Source organism: Xylanibacillus composti (assembly GCF_018403685.1).
Taxonomy (GTDB): domain Bacteria; phylum Bacillota; class Bacilli; order Paenibacillales; family K13; genus Xylanibacillus; species Xylanibacillus composti.
In genome coordinates, this window is record NZ_BOVK01000003.1 from 12,471 (window position 1) to 33,340 (window position 20,870).

Below are 20,870 nucleotides of genomic sequence, written 5' to 3' on the forward strand. Positions count from 1 at the left end.
GCGATGAGACAGAGAGCAGTGCTGCTTGTAGAGGATGAACCGATGACACGGGAAGGCATGCGGAAGGCGCTGGAGGTTTGGAGCGCGGGCCGGTATCCGATTTATGTTGCCGACAATGCCCGTGATGCTCTGCAGATGATGGAGGAGCTGGAATTGGAGTTGGTGGTCACGGATATTCGCATGCCGGAGATGAACGGACTGGAATTTGTACAGGCGATGGCAGACAAGCTGCAAGCCTATATGCCCCCTGTCATTCTGATATCCGGCTATGCAGAATTTGCTTATGCGCAGCAAGCGATTCGACTGGGGGTAGTGCGCTACTTGCTGAAGCCGGTCAGCAACGATAAGCTGATCGAGGCGGTCGAGCATGCGCTTTCCATTCAGGCTCAGCGGAGCCGCGTAGGCGTGATGGAGCGGCTGCTCGATCCAGTGCTGCATGAAGCGCACGCGCAGCAAGGGCGAATAAGCGATTCCGTTGCCGAAGCCCTCCGGTATATCGACCAGCACTTGAATCAAGCTTTCGGTCTTAAGGAAGTGGCGACACATGTGCACTTGAACCCGAGCTACTTCAGTGTCCTGTTCAAAGAAGAAATGCAGCTGACCTTCAGCGATTATGTCACGCGCAGAAGGCTGCAGCGGGCGAAGGAGCTGCTTGTGCAGACGAAGCTGCCGATCGTGGAAATTGCGGAGCGGGTCGGGTACAAGACAGCAAAGTATTTCAATAAGTTGTTCAAGGAATATGAAAAGCAAAGTCCGGGGCAGTACCGCAAGCGGATGTCCGACCGTTCCGATTGAGCAGCACCTAAAAATAGTGGAAGGATACCTAATCGGAGAGGGCTTATTTTCCACCGGCTGCGAGCGCTACAATATAGTGGAAGGAAAGCGCATTCATTCGAGTCCGATTGGGCAACGGTGCATGCGGCAGCCTTCAATCTGACAAACATAGGGGGAAGTACACTATGAACCGAAAGTCAATGGCAGTGTTAATGCTGCTCGCATCCCTCGCCTGGATTTTGGCCGCTTGCGGCGGCAGCGCCAACACGGGAACAGGCGGAAATGCGACACCGCAAAATGGGGGAGGAGAGCAGTCCGGCGAACAGGTCGAACTGCATCTGATGCATTTGTGGCCGGAAGGAAGCAGCTTGGCCCAGTATAATCTGGTCAACCAAATCGTAGATGAGTTTGAGCAAGCCAATGGCAATGTCAAAATTACAATTGAAGTATTGGACAATGAACAGTACAAAAACAAGCTCAAAGTATTGTCCGCATCGAACAGCCTGCCGGATATCGGCTTCACTTGGGCAGCGGGCTTTATGGAGCCGTACGTGAACGGAAATGAATTCGCGAACCTGAACGAACTGCTTGAGGGCGACCTGAAGGATCAGTTCGTTGGCGGCACGACAGAAGCATATTCGTTCGATGGCAATACGTACGCTTTGCCGGTTGAGCTGAACATTGTGCCATTCTATTACAACAAGGCGATCTTCGAGCAATATAATCTGGAAGTTCCGGAAACTTACGAGGATCTGAAAAACATTATTCAAACCTTGAATGACAACAATGTGACGCCATTTACGCTTGGTGCAAAGGACGCATGGACGGCATCGTTCTGGTACATGTATTTGGCGGAAAGACTCGGTGGGCCAGAGCTGCTTGATGAAGCAGTCGCTTCGAACACGTTCACGCATCCTGACTTGATCGAAGCCGGACGCGAGCTTCAGGAATTGGTAGATATGAACGCCTTCATCAAGGGCTTCAACGGACTGTCCAATGATGAGTCCAAAACAGAATTCCTGAACGGCAATGTAGCCATGTTCTTGATGGGTACTTGGGAAGTGCCGAATTACACGACGAACGAAGAAATTCCGCAAGAATTCAGAGACAGCGTAGGATTCTTCAAATTCCCGGTCTTGGAAGGCGGAAAAGGCGGCGTGGATGACTGGGTAGGCGGTCCCGGCGTAGGATTGTTCGTGTCTGAAAATTCTGACCACCCGGCTGAGGCCAAGCAATTCGCCAGCCACTTTGTGAAGCGTTGGGGAGAGCTTTCGGTTACCGAGGCAGGGGTAATCCCGGCGACGAAGGTGGACACGGAGACGATTGATCTGCCGCAAATGTATATCGACTTGTTGAATGAGCTGAATGTAGCCAATAAAGTCACGCTTTATCTGGACGTACAGATGAAGCCGGTAGCTGCGGAAGCGCACTACAACCTGGTTCAGGCGCTGCTCGGCAAGGCAGTTACGCCGGAAGAGTTCGCTCAACAGCAAGAGGACGTCCTGCAGGAAGGCAAATAAGCATAGGGAAGAAAAGGGCAGGGTCGCCAGCCGAAAGGTCCTGCCCTTCCTGCGCTTATAAGGAAGGAGGAACCCCACCGTATGAATAAAGTCATGTCCAATAAGCTCGTCCTCACCCTTTATGTCCTTCCGGCCTTATGCCTGCTTCTAGGGATTGTATACGTGCCCATTGTCTATACCGGCATTTACGGTTTGATGGAATGGAACGGCATCAGCGATATGAAGTTTATCGGGTTGGACAATTACCAGAAGCTGATGAGCGATTCATCCTTCTGGAACAGCGCGAAGCATTCTATGTACTTTGCCATCTTGTCGACCGCCAGTCTGCTGCCTTATTTATTGGTGGCAGTTTTGCTGAGCGGCAACATTCGCGGAGTCAATATCTTTCGCAAGATTTACCTGATTCCCATGCTGCTCTCCTCTGTGGCGATTGCACAGCTGTGGTTGAAGGTGTATCATCCGACATCCGGTATCTTGAACACGTTCCTGGAATCGCTGGGTGTAGCGAAGACACCGGCATGGCTGGCTGATCCCAATCTTGTGCTTGGCGCACTGTTTATTCCTATCCTGTGGCAATACGCTGGATTTTACATCTTGATCTATTATGCGGCCTTGAAGAATATTCCGCAGTCCATCGTGGAAGCGGCCAGAATCGATGGGGCGAATGCCTGGCAAATCGCTTTCCGCATCAAGATTCCGTTAATTTCGGAAGTGATCAAAGTTACGGTGGTATTGGCGGTTGTCGGTTCGTTGAAGTATTTCGATTTGATCTATATTATGACCGATGGCGGACCGAACCAGGCGAGTGAAGTCATGGCTTCCTACATGTATCACAAAGCATTTCGCACCTTTGACTTCGGCTACGGCAGCGCAGTCGGATTTTTCTTGCTGCTCATCTGTCTGGCAGCTACCTGGCTCATTCGCAAGCTGACCGCCTCAAAGGAGAAAATCCAGTATTCATGATCAGGAGTGAAATCAAGTGAAAAGCACGAATGGACTGGCGCTCAAACGCGGACAAACACAAAAGCCCGTCAGCCAGACGGGCGGCGGCTCGAAGAAGGGCATCGCGGGGAAGCTGATCCTGTATTTCTTGCTGACAATTGCAGCCGTTATGCAGCTGTTCCCGCTCGTATGGCTGCTCTTATTTTCCTTAAAGAACAATCAGGAAATTTTCAATTTGCCGCCACTGGCGCTGCCAGAGGAAATCCGCTGGAATAACTATGTGAAGGTATGGACTTCGGGGAATATCGATGTGTATTTTGTGAACAGCATCGTCGTAACGCTCGTGTCTGTCGTCCTCACCATTTTGCTGGCGAGCTTCGCGACCTTTGCGCTCACGCGCATGCGCTGGAAGCTGCAGCCGCTTGTTCTTGGCTTGTTCATGGTAGGGCTGATGATTCCGCTGCATTCCACCCTAATCCCGCTGTTCATCTTGTTTCAGGCTCTTGGGCTGATCGATAATCTATGGAGCATCATACTTTCCTACACAGCGTTCAACCTGCCAATTACGATTATGATATTGCTAGGCTTTTATTACGCCTTGCCGCGGGAAATCGAGGAAGCCGCAATTGTAGACGGCTGTTCGGTCAATCGCATGTTCATTCGCATTATATTGCCTATGACCTCCTCGGTGATGGTTACGGCGGCCATTATCAACATGATTTACAATTGGAATGAGTTTGTGTTCGTCAATACGTTTATCAGCTCGGATACGCTGAAGACATTGACGGTAGGGGTGCAGAACTTTGTCGGACAATATTCGACAGACTGGGGGGCGATCGGCGCAACCCTGATGATCAGCATCCTGCCCATTCTGCTCGCCTTTCTCATTATGAGTGATCGAATCGTAGAAGGCATTGCGGCCGGCTCGGTGAAAGGCTAGATGGCGTCAACGAAAGCTGTCCTTAAGTTATTGTAGCTTGAGGATGGCTTTTTTTTTGTGATTTCGCTGCCGCGCAGTTGGCTGAACGGCAGGGCTGAGGGGAAGCCCTGCCGCGGTACGATTAATAGTCTAGGCGATCTGTGATGTAGCCGGAAACATGCCAATTTTGCTGCGAGTCATAGAACTTGTAGTAGTTGCCGACCGGCAGGGAAAGTCCGTAGGCGGTTCCTGTCACCTGCGCTACGAGATTGTAGTTCTTGTAAATATCAAATTTCCCGTAGATCGAGTCGTTTGTTGTGTTCCCCAGCGACACGAGCCTAAATTCGTAACGGTCGCCGGCAGCGTTGTGGACTATGGCATTGAAAAATGCTTGATTGCCAGACTGAAGCGGATGCTCGGTCCAACTGGCAATAGCGTTGCCTCTGACCGGATACTGATCTCCGGTCAAACCATCGACCACATACAGGGCCCGCTCGGAGAAAATCCCATGCACGTACGTTGCAGGGGCGGCAGAGCCGCCAAGCGATAACGATAGGGCAACGACAATCAGCATCATGACAGCGCTTACGCGAAATTTCTTGCTCATATCAATTCCCTCCTTCATTCATTGAATTCCCCTCACTCGTATAGTAGCATGGCCAGACAAATATTGCCTATCGTTCTAGCAACAATCGGGAGCCGCCGAATGGCATATTAGCAGCAATTCCTGATTAAGAGGAGGATTGTACAATTCTACAGGGGAAGAAGTTAGTAATAATTGTCGCTTCCTGTAGAATATCGTCATGAGAGTTGCTATAATGCTAGTAGCGATAGCGACAAGGGCAAACTATTCGAAAGAATAGGACGCAAAGCTATAGGGGCTTCTTCCTTAAAGGAAAGCCAGCCAGCTGCACGATCAAGAGGACTGCCCGCATTCGGGCGGTTTTTTTGCGCTATTGGACAACTTTGGAGAAGACTGGAGAGATGAAAAGGATGGGTGGATGGTTAAGCAAGTTCAGATTCAAAAACATGTCGTTGAGCCAGAAGTATGGCATTCCTCTCGCTATCACGATCGTCTTGTTCGTGGCCTCAACTGTGATGGTTGCTATACTGCTGAACAATGTCGGCAGAGAAATCAATGAGGTGGAAAGAACAGGAGAACGAGCGTTGAAGATGAGCGAAATGGGTTCGCTGTTCCGGGCCAAGGATATTCGGATTGCCGATTTCATTCAAACTTGGAGCGCGGTTCCGATTTCCGAGTTTCAGGAGCGCAGTGCGAGATTCAATCAGCTGGAGCAAGAGATTCGGGCTGGTCTGGATGAATCGGCGGAGTTTCTGGAAATTTTCGAACGCGTTATCGAAAGCGACAGCAAGTATAACGAGCTGTTTCTGGAGAAGCTGGTGCCTGCACTGAATGCCGGCAATATGATAGAAGTAGAGCTGCTGCGGGGAGAGACCGCGTCGCTTCGCGCAGAAACGGTCAGCATTTTGGGAGAGCTTATCGAAATTGTCTCGGCGGAGCAGATTGCGGCGGTAGAGGACGCCAATGCCCAGGCAGCGTTTTCACTCTATATGCTGATCGGTGCCGTTATCGTTTCCTTGATTCTAAGTTTGTTCATTACATATTTTGTAAGTCGCTTGATCAGTCGCAATATTAAGGAAGTCATAGAGATTGGCGGCGAAATCGCGAACGGCAATCTTGCTGTGAAGAATATCAGCTATGAAAGCCGGGACGAGATCGGGCAATTGGCGAAGACGATTAATTATATGAGCAGCAGCCTGCGCGAGATGGTCAGGGGCATCTCATCCATCTCTCAGACAGTTTCCAGCCAGAGCGAGGAATTGACGCAAATGGCGAGAGAGGTCAAGGCAGGCAGCGAGCAAATCGCAACTACGATGCAGGAACTCGCTTCCGGGACTGAAATACAGGCTCGTTCCGCTACCGAAATTGCCGAGCTGGTTGAAACATTGAACGAGCAGGTAGCTGTGGCCAATCAGGATGGCGACGCGCTGAATGACGCATCGGCGAACGTTCTGGCCCAGTCGACGAATGGCACGGTTCAGATGGAACAGACGGCCAAGCAGATGACGGCGATCAATGGCATTGTCCAGGATGCGCTCGGCAAGATGCGGAATCTGGAACAAAGCGCGGGCAATATTTCCAATCTGGTGCAGGTAATTCAGGAAATTGCTTCGCAGACAAACCTGCTAGCGCTCAACGCTTCGATCGAGGCGGCCCGCGCAGGCGAACACGGCAGAGGTTTCGCGGTAGTCGCGTCTGAGGTGAAGAAGCTGTCCGAGCAGGTTGAGCGTTCTGTTAACGAAGTGACCGGCATTATCGCGGGCATTCAGAAGGACACTCAAGTGATGGTTGAGTCGCTGCAGGGCGGATACCAGGAGGTAGAGGAAGGCACGCAATCCATGAACGCGACCAAGGAAACGTTCGACAGCATTACGGAAGCCGTCAATCAGATGGTCGAGCGCATAGGCAGCGTGTCGATGGGACTCAAAGCGATCAGCAGGCATGGCGAGAAAATCGGAACGACGAGCCAGGAAATTGCCTCCGTATCGGAGGAGGGCGCGGCCGGCGTCGAACAGACCTCTGCCTCGGCCCAGCAGCAGAACAGTTCGATGGAGGAAATTACAAGCAATGCAGAGCATTTGGCTGTGCTTGCAGAGGAATTGAACCAGATGGTCAGCAAGTTCAAACTATAAATTCGCAGGAGCATGAACAAGGCTGTCCCGCCGGTCAAGTGATGACATGGCAGGACAGCCTTTTTGCTGGTACGGTACGTATGCGGGATAGGTGGAATGGAGCATCGCACAGTCGATTTATAAGCAAAAATAATAGAAGGCAAACTTGGCGCCGTTTCAACATCAGGATGTTGATTTCACAGGGGAAGCAGTTTTTTTTTTTCGCATATTCACTGCACAGAGCCATACATATGAGTAAAAAGCGGCGCCCGTTGACACGTCGCAGAATGTACAAGCGATTCATAAAGGATTCAAATAATTCAGACTTTATGGTATAATGCTTACATAAATTCCCTTGGGCGATAATCTATTTAACTATCTATCATTCTATGCCTGTAATGATGAAAGCTGGGAACCTCAATATGCTGAATAAGGAGGATGTTGCAAGTGAAGCGTCGTATTGTATCTGGATTTATCCTTGTCTTAAGCGTGGCTGTGCTGGCGGCTTGCGGTTCAGGGGCAGGCACAACGGATCTGCTTATGGGAACGGGCAGCCAAGGGGGAACCTATTTCCCGTTGGGTGCAGAGATGGCGAATGTGTGGAATAATCAGATCGAACATATTAACGTAACCTCAACGGAGTCGGGTGCTTCTGTTGAGAACCTGGCGAAAATCAGCCGCGGGGAATTTGATCTCGGCATGTCTGTCAATTTGCCGGCTATCGATGCTTATGAAGGCAAAGGAGAATTCGAAGGAAATCCCGTAGAGAATTTCGCGTTCATCGGTCATATTTATCCGGAAGTCATGCAGATCGTATCGAGGGAGTCGACAGGGGTCGAGACGATCGCCGATTTGGCAGGCAAGCGCGTGGCCATCGGGCCGCCGGGCAGCGGCACACAAGCAGCCGCAAAGCTAATTCTGGAGGCATACGGCCTGCAGGATGGAGACTATGTAGCCTATCAGGAAGGGTTTGGCGATGCGAAAGCGAAGCTGCAGGACGGTACGATCGACGCTTCGTTCGGCCTGTTGGGGTTGCCGGACGCCGGTATCGATGAGCTGCAGGCGGCAACACGGGATGTGAAGTTTCTGGAAGTAACGGGCGATGCGCTGGCACATATAGAAGCCAACAGCGGTTACTCCGGGTTTGCCATTTCGGCTGGCTCCTATGAGTGGCTGGAAGCCGATGCGCATACGATTTCAGCCTTTGCGATACTCGTGGCCAATACGGATACAGTGGATGAGGATTTGGCGTACGAACTGGCAAGGGTGATGATTGAGCATAACGGGGATAATACACATCCGCAGTCCAGTCATACGACACAAGAGAATGCGCTGAACGGATCGAATGGCTTGCCGATTCATCCCGGCGCGCAGAAGTATTATCAGGAAATCGGATTGATGGATTAGGCGGATAAGGCGAACTGGATATAACGAGGGCCTCGACACTTGGTGTCCCGGCCCTTTTTTACCCATAGGAAAGCTTGTCTCCTTACTAAATCTTAGCGAAGGCGGTGAGACCCTTGAACGAGCGCGAACAAGCCAGGCGGCAGTCGGTTGCCGGGGATGTGCCGCCCACCCACTCCGTGAAATCCGATGCAGTGTCCGCCGATGAGATACTGGAGAAGTATGACCGGGAAAGCACCTACCGCAAGCAGCTTGGGAAATGGGTATGGGTAGTGTCGTTCCTCGCTATCTCGCTTACGTTGTTCCACCTGTTCACAGCGTACCGCGGCGCCTATGAGGCGAGAATCCAGGGGCCGATTCACTTGGGGACAGGGCTTGGTCTGATTTTTCTTCTGTACCCGATTCGCAAAGGCCTGCAGAGGGTGCAGCGCACAGTACCGTGGTACGACGCAGTGCTGGCTTTTGCCGCCTTGGCGGTCGGCTATTACAACGTCATCTTCTATGAGCGGCTGGTGACGGAAGCCATCGTAATCGGGTACGCGCGGATGGATTATGTCGTCGCCAGTTTGGGAGTCCTGCTGGTGCTGGAGGCAGCGCGAAGAAGCGTAGGACTTCCGATCGTCGTGGTTTCGGTTGTCGCTCTGCTCTACGCCATGTATGGCAATTGGATTCCGACGAAGCTGTTCGCGCACCGGGGATTTGAATGGAGCAAGTTGGCAGCTGATCTGTATTTGACGACAAAGGGAATATTCAGTACGCCGATTCAGGTGTCCTCGACCTTCATCTTTTTGTTCCTGTTGTTCGGGGTCATGCTAATCCGGACAGGCATCGGATCGTTCTTCAACGATTTGGCATTTGCCTTGACGGGGCGCTTCACCGGAGGTCAAGGGAAGGCGGCTGTTGTTGCCAGCGCTATGCAGGGCATGGTGTCAGGCAGTTCTGTAGCCAATACGGTAGGATCAGGCTCCTTCACGATTCCAATGATGAAGAAGGCCGGATACCGGCCGGAGTTCGCGGCAGCGGCCGAAGCCTCCGCTTCGACGGGGGGACAGATTATGCCGCCGATTATGGGCGCTGCCGCCTTTATCATGGCAACGTATACGGAAACGCCCTACAGCCAAATTATGCTGGCTGCCATCATTCCGGCCATGCTTTACTTCAGCGGCGTCTTCCTCGGCGTTCACTTCGAATCGAGAAAACGGGGCATCGTCGGCCTGCCCAAGAGCGCGCTGCCGAACTTGCGGCGTCTGCTGATTGAGCGCGGTTACTTGCTCTTGCCCATTCTTGTCATCTTCTATACTTTGCTCAGCGGCCGGACACCGATGCGCGCCGCGCTGTTGGGCATAGCCGTATCCTTCCTCGTCAGCCTGTTTCGCCGGGATACGCGCATGTCCTTCAAGAGCGTGCTTGGCGCGATGGAGCAGGGAGCGCGCGTTGCGCTGCCGGTTATTGCGGCATGCGCCTGCGCGGGCATCATCGTCGGCGTAGTCGTACAGACCGGGCTGGGCGGCCGTATAGCCGACGGCATTATTACATTGGGCGGCGGCCAGTTGTTCTTCACGCTCTTCTTCACCATGATTGCGTGTCTCATCCTGGGGATGGGACTGCCGACAACGGCCAACTACGTAGTGACAGCTACAATGGCGGCGCCGGCTTTGATACTGGGCCTGGATGTGCCGATTTTGGCTGCGCATATGTTCGTCTTTTATTTTGGGATCGTCGCAGATATTACGCCGCCCGTCTGTCTCGCGGCCTATGCAGGCGCAGGACTGGCCAGAGCTAATCCTTTCCAAAGCGGGGTAACCGCCTTCAAGCTGGCTGCTGCTGCATACATCGTACCTTTTGTCTTTGTGACGAATCCGCAGCTGCTGTTAATTGACTATAGTCCTGCAGGGCTCGCATTTGCTGTCCTCACCGCGATAATTGGCATGGTGGGCATCAGCAGCGCTGTCATCGGCTTTTTGATCCGGCCCGCACATGCCTGGGAGAGACTTGTGCTGTTCCCGGCAGGCATTTTGTTGATCATCCCGAACATGGCTTTCAGCGCGATTGGGCTTGTGACATTGCTGGCGGTGCTGCTGCTTCAATCCAAGCGTCCGCATCAGAAGGTACATGCCCAAGGAGCGTCCAGGGGAGCGTAGGCGCGGAGATCAGGCAGGGGAATTGCGGGCCTTGGGCATCATGCCCCGCCTGATCGCTTTTTTTGCCCTCATCTAATTTTCACAAACCCGATTCGAAATATTTTCAACTTGTGACCCAATGTTTCAACTTGATTAAATAGTTTTATAATAAGAGTAGGAAGGGGAGCGCTTTGTTTTTCATGCTGCAATCTTATAGAGGGTGGGGGAATGTGATGAATGATAGAGGGAATGGGCAGGACGCGGCAACGCAACTCGTCTGCTAAAGAGATGAGCGGCAGTCAGTCGGTTCGCGCCATGGGGACGGCCGGGGGCCCTGTTTCGCTCTTCCCCGTTAGGAAGAAGGATAAAACGCCACTGCAATTGAATAAGAGAGAGAGTTGTGGCACGTGCGGAGTGCTCGGAGAATGATATGCAGGGATAATACCAAGACAGGATGTTGTCTATGCCAGATTGTATCCAGATGGGGAAAACGATTTCCCGTTCTGTCGCCTGCATCTTCCAACCACCGGTAGAAAATTCATTTAATCTATGGTATTGAGCGCTGCAGCACAAAGAAAGGAGTTTTCTAGCATTTACTTTTTGGAAGCGATTACAGGTATGGCTTGCGTGCTTTCCTGTCTAGACTTCGCTGTCGCTTTCGAGGAAGGAGCATTTGTCTGGAAATTATTCGTATAGCAGGGGGGGATTGCTGAAGCTGCAGCTCAAATTGGGCAGGCGATTGTCCTCGCTGAAAAGAAGATCGGAGGTGAGACGGATGAATCAGCAATATCGTGTGCTTGTGGTGGATGATGAACCCATGATTCTTCGCGGCTTGTCTTTCGTCATTCCTTGGGATAAGTTGGGGCTTCAGGTAGTTGGCAAAGCCTCGAATGGCGAGGAAGCGTTGTGGCAAATCAACAAGCTCGAGCCCCATATCGTCATTACAGATATTCGCATGCCTGTCATGAATGGATTGGAGCTGCTGAAGCGCGTTATGACGGAAAGACCGTCGATGGTTGTGGTGCTGCTCAGCGGATACGGCGAATTCGAGAATTTGCGGGAGGCGCTTCGGTACGGGGCCTTCGACTATCTGCTAAAGCCGGTATGCGGCAGTGAGCTGGAGCAAACGATGCGGCGAGCCAAATCTCGATTGGACGAGATGCAGGGCAGCGAGCGCGAATTCCTGCATCAATCCGTCCAGGCGGTAACCGAGCTTGTGCGCGAACGATTAATCTGCAGCATGCTTGAGGGGACGGAGAAGCCCTATGACCGCCTCTACTGGCTGCGGGAGTGGGAATTGGAGCACCCTTACTTTCTTCTGCTGATCGCACTCGATGATGCGCGGGAGATGAAGCAGTGGGATCGTTCGGAGCGGAAGCTCTGGAACTTTGCGGTGAATAACGTGCTGGCCGAGCTTGGCAAGAGCCAGCAGCTCATTACAGTGTTTCCTTTTCGCAGCGGGGAATGGGTCATGCTGCTGCAGGAAATATCCCAGGAGCAGATTGAAGAGATTGCGGAGCATATCATCGTTTGCGTCAAGACCTTTACGAAGCTCAGCTGTTCTATAGGCATCAGCAAGCCCTGCAGGGGGATCGATTCGCTTCATGCGAGCTATCGCAGTGCCCAGCATGCATTGATGGCCAGATTTACCGGGGGGAGGGAAAGCGTGTATATGGATGCCGATGCTCACCTTCTGCACGAATCCGGTCCAACCGGAATCATGGGCAGTCAGCTTGATGTGTGGGAAACTCGCCTTGCGGCAGCGGTCTCCAGTTATGATCGGGATGCGGTGACCGCCCTTCTCGGCGAATGGAAGGGCGAGCTGCTGGCAAGCGGTGCGAAGCAGCCGGATGCAGTCGCCTTGATGATCGAGCTGATGGTGGGGGTCTCGAAGCGGCTGGCTGACCTGTTCGGTCTGCCGTTGCCCGGACTATCCGCTCTGATCTCGGAAATGCCGATATGTGTGACATTGGAAGAAATGAATGAATTGATGGCATCAGCGCTTGCCGAATACCAAGAGCTCGTCTCCAAGCAGGTGCAGAGGGAGAAAGAGACAAGCTCAGTGCGGAAAGCGCTGCAGTATGCCGACAAGTATTTTCACCAGGATGTCAGCATCGATGAAGTGGCGGAGCATGTAGGCTTGAGCAACAGCCATTTCTGCGTTCTGTTCAAAAAAGAAACCGGGTATACCTTTTTGGAGTATTTGACCAAGCAGCGAATCGAATGGGCCTGCTCCATGCTGAAGAATACGGACACCCGCATCCATAATGTGTCGCATATGGTCGGTTATCAGGATCCCAAATATTTTTCGCAGGTTTTCAAGAAGCTGGTCGGAATGACACCTTCAGAATACCGTACTGCATTCAAGAACAAGGGGGGAATTTACGAGAAGCCATCTGTATAGCGTGAAGCAGATTTGCGTCACGCGCTTGCTTGCCGGTTCGTTGGCTGCCGAGTCTGCACCGACCCGTTCCGCAGACTCGGCGGTCCACAAGCCTGCCATCCGTTAACGGGGTCGTCATGCATAGCGGGCAGACCAACGGGCGGCGGATTGCGGAAGTACGCAATGAATTTCAACCAGATTTCGAAGGATAGCCCCCTCGGATGAGCCGGGGATATCCACTAGAATATTAAGCAGACGGGACCGGTCAAGTAGGGGCGCGCGCGATAAATCTACTCCCTACGTGCCGTAACCATGAGCTGGGGGTGATGCTGGAACGTCTTACTGTTACATTGGAAAACGATTTCCGAATCTCCATGTCAACAAATCCGGAAAGGAAAGAAGGGTGAATGATTTTGAGTATGAGAGGGATTAGCAGAAAGTCACTGGTGTACCTTGTCATGCTTTCCATGGTAGTGGGAAGTTTCTTGGCAGCCTTTGCTCCGAAAGCACAGGCGGCTGAGCCTCGTGTCAACAATCCGTTTGTAGGCGCGACGGCTTACATTAATCCAGACTATGCGGCACTGATCGACACGTCTATTGCCCGCACAAGCGACCCGAATTTGGCCTCGCGTATGGAAACGGTCAAGTCTTATCCGACAGCCGTCTGGCTGGACCGGATAGCCGCCATCCATGGCGGGGCAGCGAACGCCGGGCGGAAAAGCTTGGAGGATCACCTGGATCTGGCGCTGGCGCAGAAACAAAGCGGTGTGCCGATCACAGCGACAATTGTCATTTATGATTTGCCAGGGCGGGATTGTTCGGCCCTCGCGTCCAATGGCGAGCTGCCCCTGACGCAGGAAGGTCTGCAACGTTACAAGACCGAGTATATCGATGCCATTACCGAAGTGCTTGCCAAGCCGAAATTTCAAGATATTCGCATTGTAACAGTTATTGAACCGGACGGATTGCCGAATCTGGTTACCAACTTGAATGATCCGGAATGCGCGCAGGCCAATTCCAGCGGCATTCAGGTGGAGGCAGTGCGCTATGCGCTCGATGAGCTGCATGCGATCCCGAACGTATATATTTACATGGATATTGCCCATTCCGGCTGGCTCGGTTGGGACAATAACCTGCAAGGTGTCGTGCAGCTGTATACACAAGTTGTACAAGGCACGGCAGCTGGACTGAATAGCATTGACGGCTTTATTACCAATGTTTCTAACTACACACCCACATCCGAGCCGTTCTTGACAAACCCGAACTTGAATATTGGCGGGCAGCCGGTGCGCAGCTCGAATTACTACGAATGGAACCCGATTTTCGACGAGGCGGACTTCACTGCGGCATTGTATAACCGCTTCGTGGCTGCAGGCTTCCCGAACAGCATTGGCTTCCTGATTGATACGTCCCGCAACGGATGGGGCGGACCGAATCGTCCGACTGCTGTCTCGACTTCTTCGAACCTGAATACGTATGTGAATGAGAGCAAGATCGACGGCAGACAGCATCGCGGGCTATGGTGCAACGTGAACGGCGCAGGGATGGGCACTCCGCCTACTGCTGCTCCGTCCGGCTATGAGGGCTCCCATATTCATGCATTCGTATGGGTGAAGCCGCCGGGCGAATCCGATGGCGCAAGCAGATATATCCCGAATGACGAAGGTAAGAACGCCGATCCGAACTGTGATCCAACGTTTACCAACGGCGCGAACGCGGGTATCCCGACAGGCGCCATGGACAATGCGCCGCTCGCCGGTCATTGGTTCCACGAGCAGTTCGAGATGCTGGTAAGAAATGCGTATCCGGCTGTTCCTCCTTCCAACCCGGGTTCAATCCAAGTGCCGGCAGCTCCGACAGGCTTGACGGCTGCAGCGGGCAACGGGCAAGTAAGCCTGAACTGGAGTGCGTCGATCGGCGCGACAAGCTACACAGTAAAACGCGCAACGACCGCAGGAGGACCGTATGCGAATATTGCGAATGTCAACGGTACGAGCTACACGGATACGGCTGTAACGAACGGCACCACGTACTACTATGTGGTAAGCGCCTCCAATAGCGCCGGAAGCAGCGCGAACTCGACGCAAGCAAGCGCAACGCCAAGCGGCGTCCAAGTGCCGCAGGCTCCGGCAGCCCCGACAGGTTTGACGGCTGCGGCAGGCAACGGGCAGGTGGCTCTGAGCTGGAATGCGTCAAGCGGCGCAACCAGCTATGCGGTGAAGCGTGCGGCGACGAGCGGCGGTCCGTACACGACTGTGGCGAACGTTGCAGGAACAAGCTACACGGACACGGCTGTGACGAACGGCACGACGTACTACTATGTAGTGAGCGCTTCGAACAGCGCCGGAAGCAGCGCGAATTCGACGCAAGCGAGCGCGACGCCGACGGGCTCGGTGCAGCAGCCGAGCGGATTGCGCGTCGAGTACAAGACAGGGGATACGAATGCGACAGACAATCAGATGAAGCCGCATCTGCGCATTGTCAATGAGAGCGGCAGCGCGGTGAATCTGAGCGAGCTGACGATCCGCTACTGGTATTCGAAGGACGGCAATGTAGCCGACCAGTACAATTGCGACTGGGCGCAAATAGGCTGCTCGAACATTTCTGCAAGCTTCGGCAGCGCTTCGGGCGAAGGGGCGGACAGCTACTTGGAGCTGTCGTTCAGCGCAGGAGCGGGCCAGCTGGCGGCTGGAGCGAACACCGGCGACATCCAAAGCCGGATCAACAAGAGCAATTGGTCGAATTACAATGAAGCGAACGATTATTCCTATAACGGCACGATGACATCGTACGGCTCGAACGAGCGGATTGCGCTGTACAGGAATGGCGTATTGATATGGGGATCGGAGCCCGGCGGCAGTCAGCCGGGCCCCGCGGCCCCGGCCGCACCGACAGGGTTGACTGCTGTCGCAGGCAACGGGCAGGTCGCCCTGAGCTGGAGCGCATCAAGCGGCGCAACCAGCTATGCGGTGAAGCGTGCGGCGACGAGCGGCGGTCCGTACACGACCGTGGCGAATGTAGCGGGAACAAGCTACACCGATACGAACGTAACGAACGGCACGACGTATTATTACGTCGTGTCGTCTTCCAATAGCGCCGGAAGCAGCGCGAACTCTTCGCAGGCTAGCGCGCAGCCTCAAGACAACAGCGGAAATCCTGCAAGAGATGTAGTCTCGCAGTGGGGACAGCTGAAGGTGTCGGGCACGCAGCTGCAAAACCAGCACGGACAGGATGTCCAATTGGTAGGAATCAGCTCGCACGGCCTGCAATGGTTCCCGCAATTTGTAAACAAGGAAACCATTCAGTGGCTGCGTGACGACTGGCATGTCAACGTATTCCGCGCTGCCATGTACACGCAGGAAGACGGCTATATCGATAATCCATCGGTTAAGGAAAAAGTCAAGGAAGCAGTTGAGGCTGCAATCGATCTCGGCATTTACGTCATTATTGATTGGCACATTTTGTATGACGGCAACCCGAATACACACAAAGAGGAGGCGAAGGCCTTCTTCCAGGAGATGGCCGCCTTGTACGGTCACTATCCGAACGTCATCTACGAGATTGCCAATGAGCCGAACGGCAATGTCAGCTGGGCAGGCGACGTAAAACCGTATGCGGAGGAAGTCATTCCGGTCATTCGGGCCATTGATCCGGACGGCGTCGTCCTGGTCGGTTCGCCTACCTGGAGCCAGGACATTCATCATGCTGCTGATGATCCGTTAGCCTTCGACAATGTTATGTATACGCTGCATTTCTATTCGGGCACACATGGACAGTGGCTGCGCGACCGGATCGATTATGCGCGGAATAGAGGGATTGGCATCTTCGTCTCCGAATGGGGAACGAGCCAAGCTTCGGGAGATGGCGGTCCTTACTTGGCAGAAGCCCAGCAGTGGATCGATTTCCTGAATGCCCGCAATATCAGCTGGGTGAACTGGTCGCTTGCCGACAAAGCCGAGGTTTCGGCTGCGTTGTTGCCGGGTGCGCCCATCTCCGGATGGACCGATGCGCAGCTGTCTGCATCGGGAAGATGGGTTCGCAATGCGATCCGCGCTGCGAATCCGTGACGGGATGATGGGATTGTAAAGCTGTTGCTGGAGACAACATGCCGATGACAGAGGCTGCTAGCGGTTGCTTGCGCAACCCGGGCAGCTTTTGTTATTGGATTAGGCCCGGGCTCGCGCGCATGCAGTCCAGAAGGATTTGACGGTTTTACTTGTCATTGCAGCCTATAGCGTCTATAATAGGGGCGATTCACGATTCATCCGAAATGAATAGGAAAATGGGGGCTTGCGGAAGCAGGCTGAGAGTACGACTAGGCCGTCGTTGACCATCTGAACCTGTTTGGGTAATGCCAGCGTAGGGAATGTTTGCGAATGAGCAGCTTTTGTTCGTAAACGCACATTGTCTACCAGGCATTGTGCGTTTTTTTTTTTATTATAGAGAGCGATGGAATACGCATCGAACTTTGCGGGTAACAATCGGGGGAGGAAAAGGGATGAGAGATTTTCGCTTGTACGCCATAACCGGGGAGGAGTTTCATCCCGGCAAGGAGCTGGTGACAGTGATGGAAGAAGCGATCCTGGGTGGCGCCGATATCATCCAACTGCGGGACAAGAACAGTTCGAAGCGCGAGCTGCTCCGCAAAGCCCGGGCATTGCGCGAGCTTACGCGCAAGCACCAGGTGACTTTTATTGTGAACGACCATATCGACATCGCTTTGGCCGTGGATGCGGACGGCATCCATCTTGGGCAAGACGATCTGCCGCTTCAGGAGGCCCGAAAGCTTGTCGGGAATAAGATAATCGGCATCTCCACGCATGTGATCGGGGAAGCGCGCCGTGCAGAGGCGGAAGGGGCGGATTATATCGGCGTAGGCCCGGTATTTCCGACAAAGAGCAAGGCAGACGTGGTGGACCCGGTGACCACCGCTTACGTGCGCGAGGCGGCGGCGGAAATACGCATTCCCTTCGTTGCCATCGGCGGCATCAAGCTGCACAACGTTGACGAAGTGCTCGCCGCCGGCGCCAGCCGCATATGCGCCATAAGCGAAATCGTCGGCAGCGCGGATATTCGCGGCACATGCCGGAAGTTTCTGGAGAAGATGAACGAATACCAGGGAGGCTGAGCAAATTGGAATGCATAATCAATGGGGAGAGGAAAACGGTCGCTCCGGGCGCAACACTGCTGGATCTGATTCGCCAGCACGGGTTGGAGCAAAGGCGGATCATTGCGGAGGTCGACGGAAAACTGGTTGATGCTCCTGCGTGGTCCGACACACTGCTGCAGGAAGGCAGTCGAATTGAGCTAGTACATTTTGTCGGGGGAGGGTAAGCCGGATGAACAAGGATCAGCTTGTGATAGGCGGGAAGGCGCTGACTTCCCGCTTCTTTCTCGGGACGGGCCGATATCCGAATCCGCTCGTGCAAAACCAGGCCATAGAAGCATCTGGCGCAGAAGTACTGACCTTCGCCATCCGTCGGGTGAATTTGGATGATCCGGAGGACGATTCGATCCTGCAGCATTTGCAAGATCGCCCCTTTACCTTCCTGCCGAACACTTCGGGTGCGAGTACGGCGGAGGAAGCGGTTCGCATTGCACGCATGGCCCGTGCATCCGGGCTGAGCGATTGGGTGAAAGTCGAGATCAGTGCGAATGCCATGACGCTGCTGCCCGACCCGATCGAAACGCTGAAGGCTACCGAACAGCTGGTGAAAGAGGGCTTTACCGTGCTGCCCTATACGTCCGACGATCCGATTCTGTGCAAGAGGCTGGAGGAGGCCGGCGCTGCCGCAGTCATGCCGGGAGGGGCGCCGATTGGCACAGGTCTCGGCATTTTGAATCCTTACAATATCGGCCTCATTGTGGAGTCTGCGCATGTGCCGATCATTGTGGATGCCGGTCTTGGCTCCGCTCAAGACGTTGTGCAAGCGATGGAGCTTGGCGTGGACGGCATTCTGATGAATACGCCGGTAGCCCGCGCGAAGGATCCGGTGCGCATGGCCCGAGCCATGAGCCTTGCGATTGAAGCGGGCAGAGAGGCCTTCTTGGCCGGGCGGATCGCCAAGCGCAGATACGCGTCGGCAAGCAGCGAATTTGAGCATCTGGCCGTCAAATAACTCGTAGCAGATAGGTTGTGACGATAGTGGGAGAGCGCATCATTGTATTGGGCGGGGGCGTCATCGGCTTGTCCTGCGCGCTGGCGCTGGCGAGCCGCGGACACGATGTCTCCATTCTTGAAAAGGGATCTTGCGGCGGGCAGGCCTCCGGAGCGGCTGCAGGCATGCTGGCTCCCTTCTCGGAAAATCCCGAATATCCGGACGGCTTCTTCCGGCTTTGCCTGGACAGCCTGCGGCGTTATCCGCGCTGGCAGGCTGAAGTCAAGCGGTTGTCCGGCATGGATTTCGAATATACGGAGAGCGGCAGCTTGTATGCCGTCTATCATGAAGCGGATTTGTCGGCGCTGTCGGCGCGCCTGTCTTGGCAGCGCCCCTTCGGCACCGAAGCGGACATCGTCGAAGGCAGCAGGCTGGAACAGCTGGAGCCGCAAATGCAGCAAGCACGGGCAGCCGTATATTGTCCAGAGGAGAGCCACGTACACGCACCGGACTACGTTCGGGCGCTGAAAGCGGCCTGCTGCACGGTCGGGGTGGAGATCCGGGAGCAGCTGCAGGAGCTTGCACTCGCAGATTGGACGGCGGGGGTCAGGGTTCAGGACAGCGCAGGCCAAAGTTACGAAGCGGATCGCATCGTATTGTGTACGGGCGCATGGAGCGGAAGCTGGTCAGAGCTGTTCGGTTTTCCGATACCCGTCTATCCGATCAGGGGACAGATTTGTGCTTATTCCGCGGAGCAAGCGGAGCTTCGGCATATCCTCTTCACCAGTCAAGGCTACATGGTAAGCAAGGCGAATGGCATGCTCGTATGCGGGGCTTCGGAAGATATAGCCGGATTCGCGACTAGCGTCACCGACAAGGGCATACATCGACTGGAGGCGTTAAGCAAGAGGACGCTGCCCTTTCTCAAGGAGCGCCAGCCGACGCTCAAGTGGGCCGGTCTTAGACCGGCGACTCAGGATGGGTATCCGCTGCTCGGGTCGAGTCCGGAACACCCGCGTGTTATTTTTGCATGCGGTCATTACCGCAACGGCATCTTGCTCAGTCCGGCAACGGCGGCAGTTGTCGCAGATATCGTTGATGGACGCAAGCCGGAATTGGAGCTCGATGCTTTCCGTCCGGATCGGTTCAGGTGATGGAACGAAAACAAGAGCAAAAAGGGGAGAGGAACGATGAAACTGGCGAAGGCGATGACCGTGGCAGGCTCTGATTCCGGCGGCGGCGCCGGCATTCAAGCAGATTTGAAAACCTTTCAGGAATTAAATGCATACGGCACCAGTGTTGTGACTGCTCTTACGGCACAGAATACCTTGGGCGTACACGGTGTTTATCCGCAAAGCGCAGCTTGCGTGGAAGCTCAGCTTGATGCAGTGCTCGCTGACATCGGCGTTGATGCGGCGAAGACAGGAATGCTCTTCTCGGCAGAGATTATCGCGCTGACTGCAGACAAGCTGAAGCAGTATGGGGTGAAGCAGCTTGTCGTCGATCCGGTGATGATTGCGAAGGGCGGCGCGCCCTTGCTGCAGCGGGATGCCGTTCAAGCTTTGAAGGAACGCCTGCTTCCCATCGCAACGCTGGTGACGCCGAATATTCCGGAAGCCTGCCATCTGCTTGGCAGAGATCAGATCCATGATGTGGAACAAATGAGGGAAGCGAGCTGTCGGTTGCTGGAGCTTGGCGCGAAGGCTGTGCTGCTGAAGGGCGGGCATCTGGAAGGAGAAACAGCCGTCGATTTGTTCTACGACGGCCATTCCTTTATCGAGCTGGCGCATCCCCGCATCCATACCCTGCACACACACGGGACCGGCTGTACGTTATCGGCGGCCATTACCGCCGAATTGGCCAAGGGAGCTTCGCTCGAGGCCGCCGTCCGCACAGGCAAGGCATTCATTTCCGCGGCAATCGCCCATGCGGTCGGTGTAGGGAAAGGAATCGGTCCTACTTGCCATGCGGCGTACCGGCTATATCGCTAGGGAGCAGAGCAGGGTAAGGCGAAGC

General features: G+C 54.1%; 15 protein-coding genes and 2 riboswitches. Of the genes, 14 read left to right on the forward strand and 1 reads right to left on the reverse strand.

What is annotated here, in order from left to right; all coding sequences use genetic code 11:
• Positions 1–3: 3 nt before the first annotated feature.
• From XYCOK13_RS00815 to XYCOK13_RS00830, 4 genes are all read left to right on the forward strand, one after another.
• On the forward strand, positions 4–795 hold the full coding sequence (locus XYCOK13_RS00815) for a response regulator transcription factor (protein WP_213409947.1): 792 nt from the start codon (positions 4–6) through the stop codon (positions 793–795).
• 164 nt (positions 796–959) lie between these two features.
• On the forward strand, positions 960–2,294 hold the full coding sequence (locus tag XYCOK13_RS00820) for an extracellular solute-binding protein (protein WP_213409948.1): 1,335 nt from the start codon (positions 960–962) through the stop codon (positions 2,292–2,294).
• A gap of 81 nt (positions 2,295–2,375) precedes the next feature.
• Positions 2,376–3,257 (forward strand): carbohydrate ABC transporter permease, encoded by an 882-nt coding sequence (locus XYCOK13_RS00825; protein ID WP_213409949.1) that lies wholly within the window; start codon positions 2,376–2,378, stop codon positions 3,255–3,257.
• A 16-nt stretch (positions 3,258–3,273) separates the two neighbouring features.
• Positions 3,274–4,176: a carbohydrate ABC transporter permease gene (locus XYCOK13_RS00830; protein ID WP_244864918.1), complete on the forward strand. Its 903-nt coding sequence runs from the start codon at positions 3,274–3,276 to the stop codon at positions 4,174–4,176.
• A 121-nt stretch (positions 4,177–4,297) separates the two neighbouring features.
• Here the strand turns inward: XYCOK13_RS00830 and XYCOK13_RS00835 are convergent, their stop codons facing one another.
• Positions 4,298–4,762 carry a hypothetical protein gene (locus tag XYCOK13_RS00835; RefSeq protein WP_213409950.1) on the reverse strand — a complete coding sequence of 155 codons (465 nt, stop codon included), beginning with the start codon at positions 4,760–4,762 and terminating at the stop codon, positions 4,298–4,300.
• Positions 4,763–4,986: 224 nt separating this feature from the next.
• A riboswitch (cyclic di-GMP riboswitch) is annotated at positions 4,987–5,071 on the forward strand.
• Between the two features lie 77 nt (positions 5,072–5,148).
• Here XYCOK13_RS00835 and XYCOK13_RS00840 point away from each other — a divergent pair.
• From XYCOK13_RS00840 to thiD, 10 genes are all read left to right on the forward strand, one after another.
• Complete coding sequence (locus XYCOK13_RS00840; RefSeq protein ID WP_213409951.1) at positions 5,149–6,870, forward strand: methyl-accepting chemotaxis protein; 1,722 nt, start codon at positions 5,149–5,151, stop codon at positions 6,868–6,870.
• 417 nt (positions 6,871–7,287) lie between these two features.
• Complete coding sequence (locus XYCOK13_RS00845) at positions 7,288–8,256, forward strand: TAXI family TRAP transporter solute-binding subunit (protein WP_213409952.1); 969 nt, start codon at positions 7,288–7,290, stop codon at positions 8,254–8,256.
• Between the two features lie 158 nt (positions 8,257–8,414).
• Positions 8,415–10,394: a TRAP transporter permease gene (locus XYCOK13_RS00850; protein WP_213410040.1), complete on the forward strand. Its 1,980-nt coding sequence runs from the start codon at positions 8,415–8,417 to the stop codon at positions 10,392–10,394.
• A 754-nt stretch (positions 10,395–11,148) separates the two neighbouring features.
• Complete coding sequence (locus XYCOK13_RS00855; RefSeq protein WP_213409953.1) at positions 11,149–12,777, forward strand: response regulator; 1,629 nt, start codon at positions 11,149–11,151, stop codon at positions 12,775–12,777.
• A 386-nt stretch (positions 12,778–13,163) separates the two neighbouring features.
• Positions 13,164–16,823 (forward strand): glycoside hydrolase family 6 protein, encoded by a 3,660-nt coding sequence (locus XYCOK13_RS00860; RefSeq protein ID WP_244864919.1) that lies wholly within the window; start codon positions 13,164–13,166, stop codon positions 16,821–16,823.
• A 205-nt stretch (positions 16,824–17,028) separates the two neighbouring features.
• Positions 17,029–17,140, forward strand: a riboswitch (TPP riboswitch).
• Between the two features lie 114 nt (positions 17,141–17,254).
• On the forward strand, positions 17,255–17,884 hold the full coding sequence (thiE, locus tag XYCOK13_RS00865) for a thiamine phosphate synthase (protein WP_213409954.1): 630 nt from the start codon (positions 17,255–17,257) through the stop codon (positions 17,882–17,884).
• 5 nt (positions 17,885–17,889) lie between these two features.
• A complete protein-coding gene (gene thiS, locus XYCOK13_RS00870; RefSeq protein ID WP_244864920.1) occupies positions 17,890–18,090 on the forward strand; it encodes a sulfur carrier protein ThiS in 201 nt (66 codons plus the stop codon).
• Between the two features lie 5 nt (positions 18,091–18,095).
• Complete coding sequence (locus XYCOK13_RS00875; protein WP_213409956.1) at positions 18,096–18,875, forward strand: thiazole synthase; 780 nt, start codon at positions 18,096–18,098, stop codon at positions 18,873–18,875.
• Positions 18,876–18,892: 17 nt separating this feature from the next.
• Complete coding sequence (gene thiO, locus XYCOK13_RS00880; RefSeq protein WP_308443002.1) at positions 18,893–20,008, forward strand: glycine oxidase ThiO; 1,116 nt, start codon at positions 18,893–18,895, stop codon at positions 20,006–20,008.
• A gap of 36 nt (positions 20,009–20,044) precedes the next feature.
• Complete coding sequence (gene thiD / locus XYCOK13_RS00885; protein WP_213409957.1) at positions 20,045–20,845, forward strand: bifunctional hydroxymethylpyrimidine kinase/phosphomethylpyrimidine kinase; 801 nt, start codon at positions 20,045–20,047, stop codon at positions 20,843–20,845.
• The last annotated feature ends 25 nt before the right edge of the window (positions 20,846–20,870 follow it).

What these genes read in the sequence shown, in the direction of transcription:
- XYCOK13_RS00815 (WP_213409947.1), top strand. Translation starts at nt 4, where the DNA reads ATGAGACAGAGAGCAGTGCTGCTTGTAGAGGATGAACCGATGACACGG.
- XYCOK13_RS00820 (WP_213409948.1), top strand. Translation starts at nt 960, where the DNA reads ATGAACCGAAAGTCAATGGCAGTGTTAATGCTGCTCGCATCCCTCGCC.
- XYCOK13_RS00825 (WP_213409949.1), top strand. Translation starts at nt 2,376, where the DNA reads ATGAATAAAGTCATGTCCAATAAGCTCGTCCTCACCCTTTATGTCCTT.
- XYCOK13_RS00835 (WP_213409950.1), bottom strand. Translation starts at nt 4,762, where the DNA reads ATGAGCAAGAAATTTCGCGTAAGCGCTGTCATGATGCTGATTGTCGTT.
- XYCOK13_RS00840 (WP_213409951.1), top strand. Translation starts at nt 5,149, where the DNA reads ATGGGTGGATGGTTAAGCAAGTTCAGATTCAAAAACATGTCGTTGAGC.
- XYCOK13_RS00845 (WP_213409952.1), top strand. Translation starts at nt 7,288, where the DNA reads ATGTTGCAAGTGAAGCGTCGTATTGTATCTGGATTTATCCTTGTCTTA.
- XYCOK13_RS00855 (WP_213409953.1), top strand. Translation starts at nt 11,149, where the DNA reads ATGAATCAGCAATATCGTGTGCTTGTGGTGGATGATGAACCCATGATT.
- XYCOK13_RS00860 (WP_244864919.1), top strand. Translation starts at nt 13,164, where the DNA reads ATGATTTTGAGTATGAGAGGGATTAGCAGAAAGTCACTGGTGTACCTT.
- thiE (WP_213409954.1), top strand. Translation starts at nt 17,255, where the DNA reads ATGAGAGATTTTCGCTTGTACGCCATAACCGGGGAGGAGTTTCATCCC.
- XYCOK13_RS00875 (WP_213409956.1), top strand. Translation starts at nt 18,096, where the DNA reads ATGAACAAGGATCAGCTTGTGATAGGCGGGAAGGCGCTGACTTCCCGC.
- thiD (WP_213409957.1), top strand. Translation starts at nt 20,045, where the DNA reads ATGAAACTGGCGAAGGCGATGACCGTGGCAGGCTCTGATTCCGGCGGC.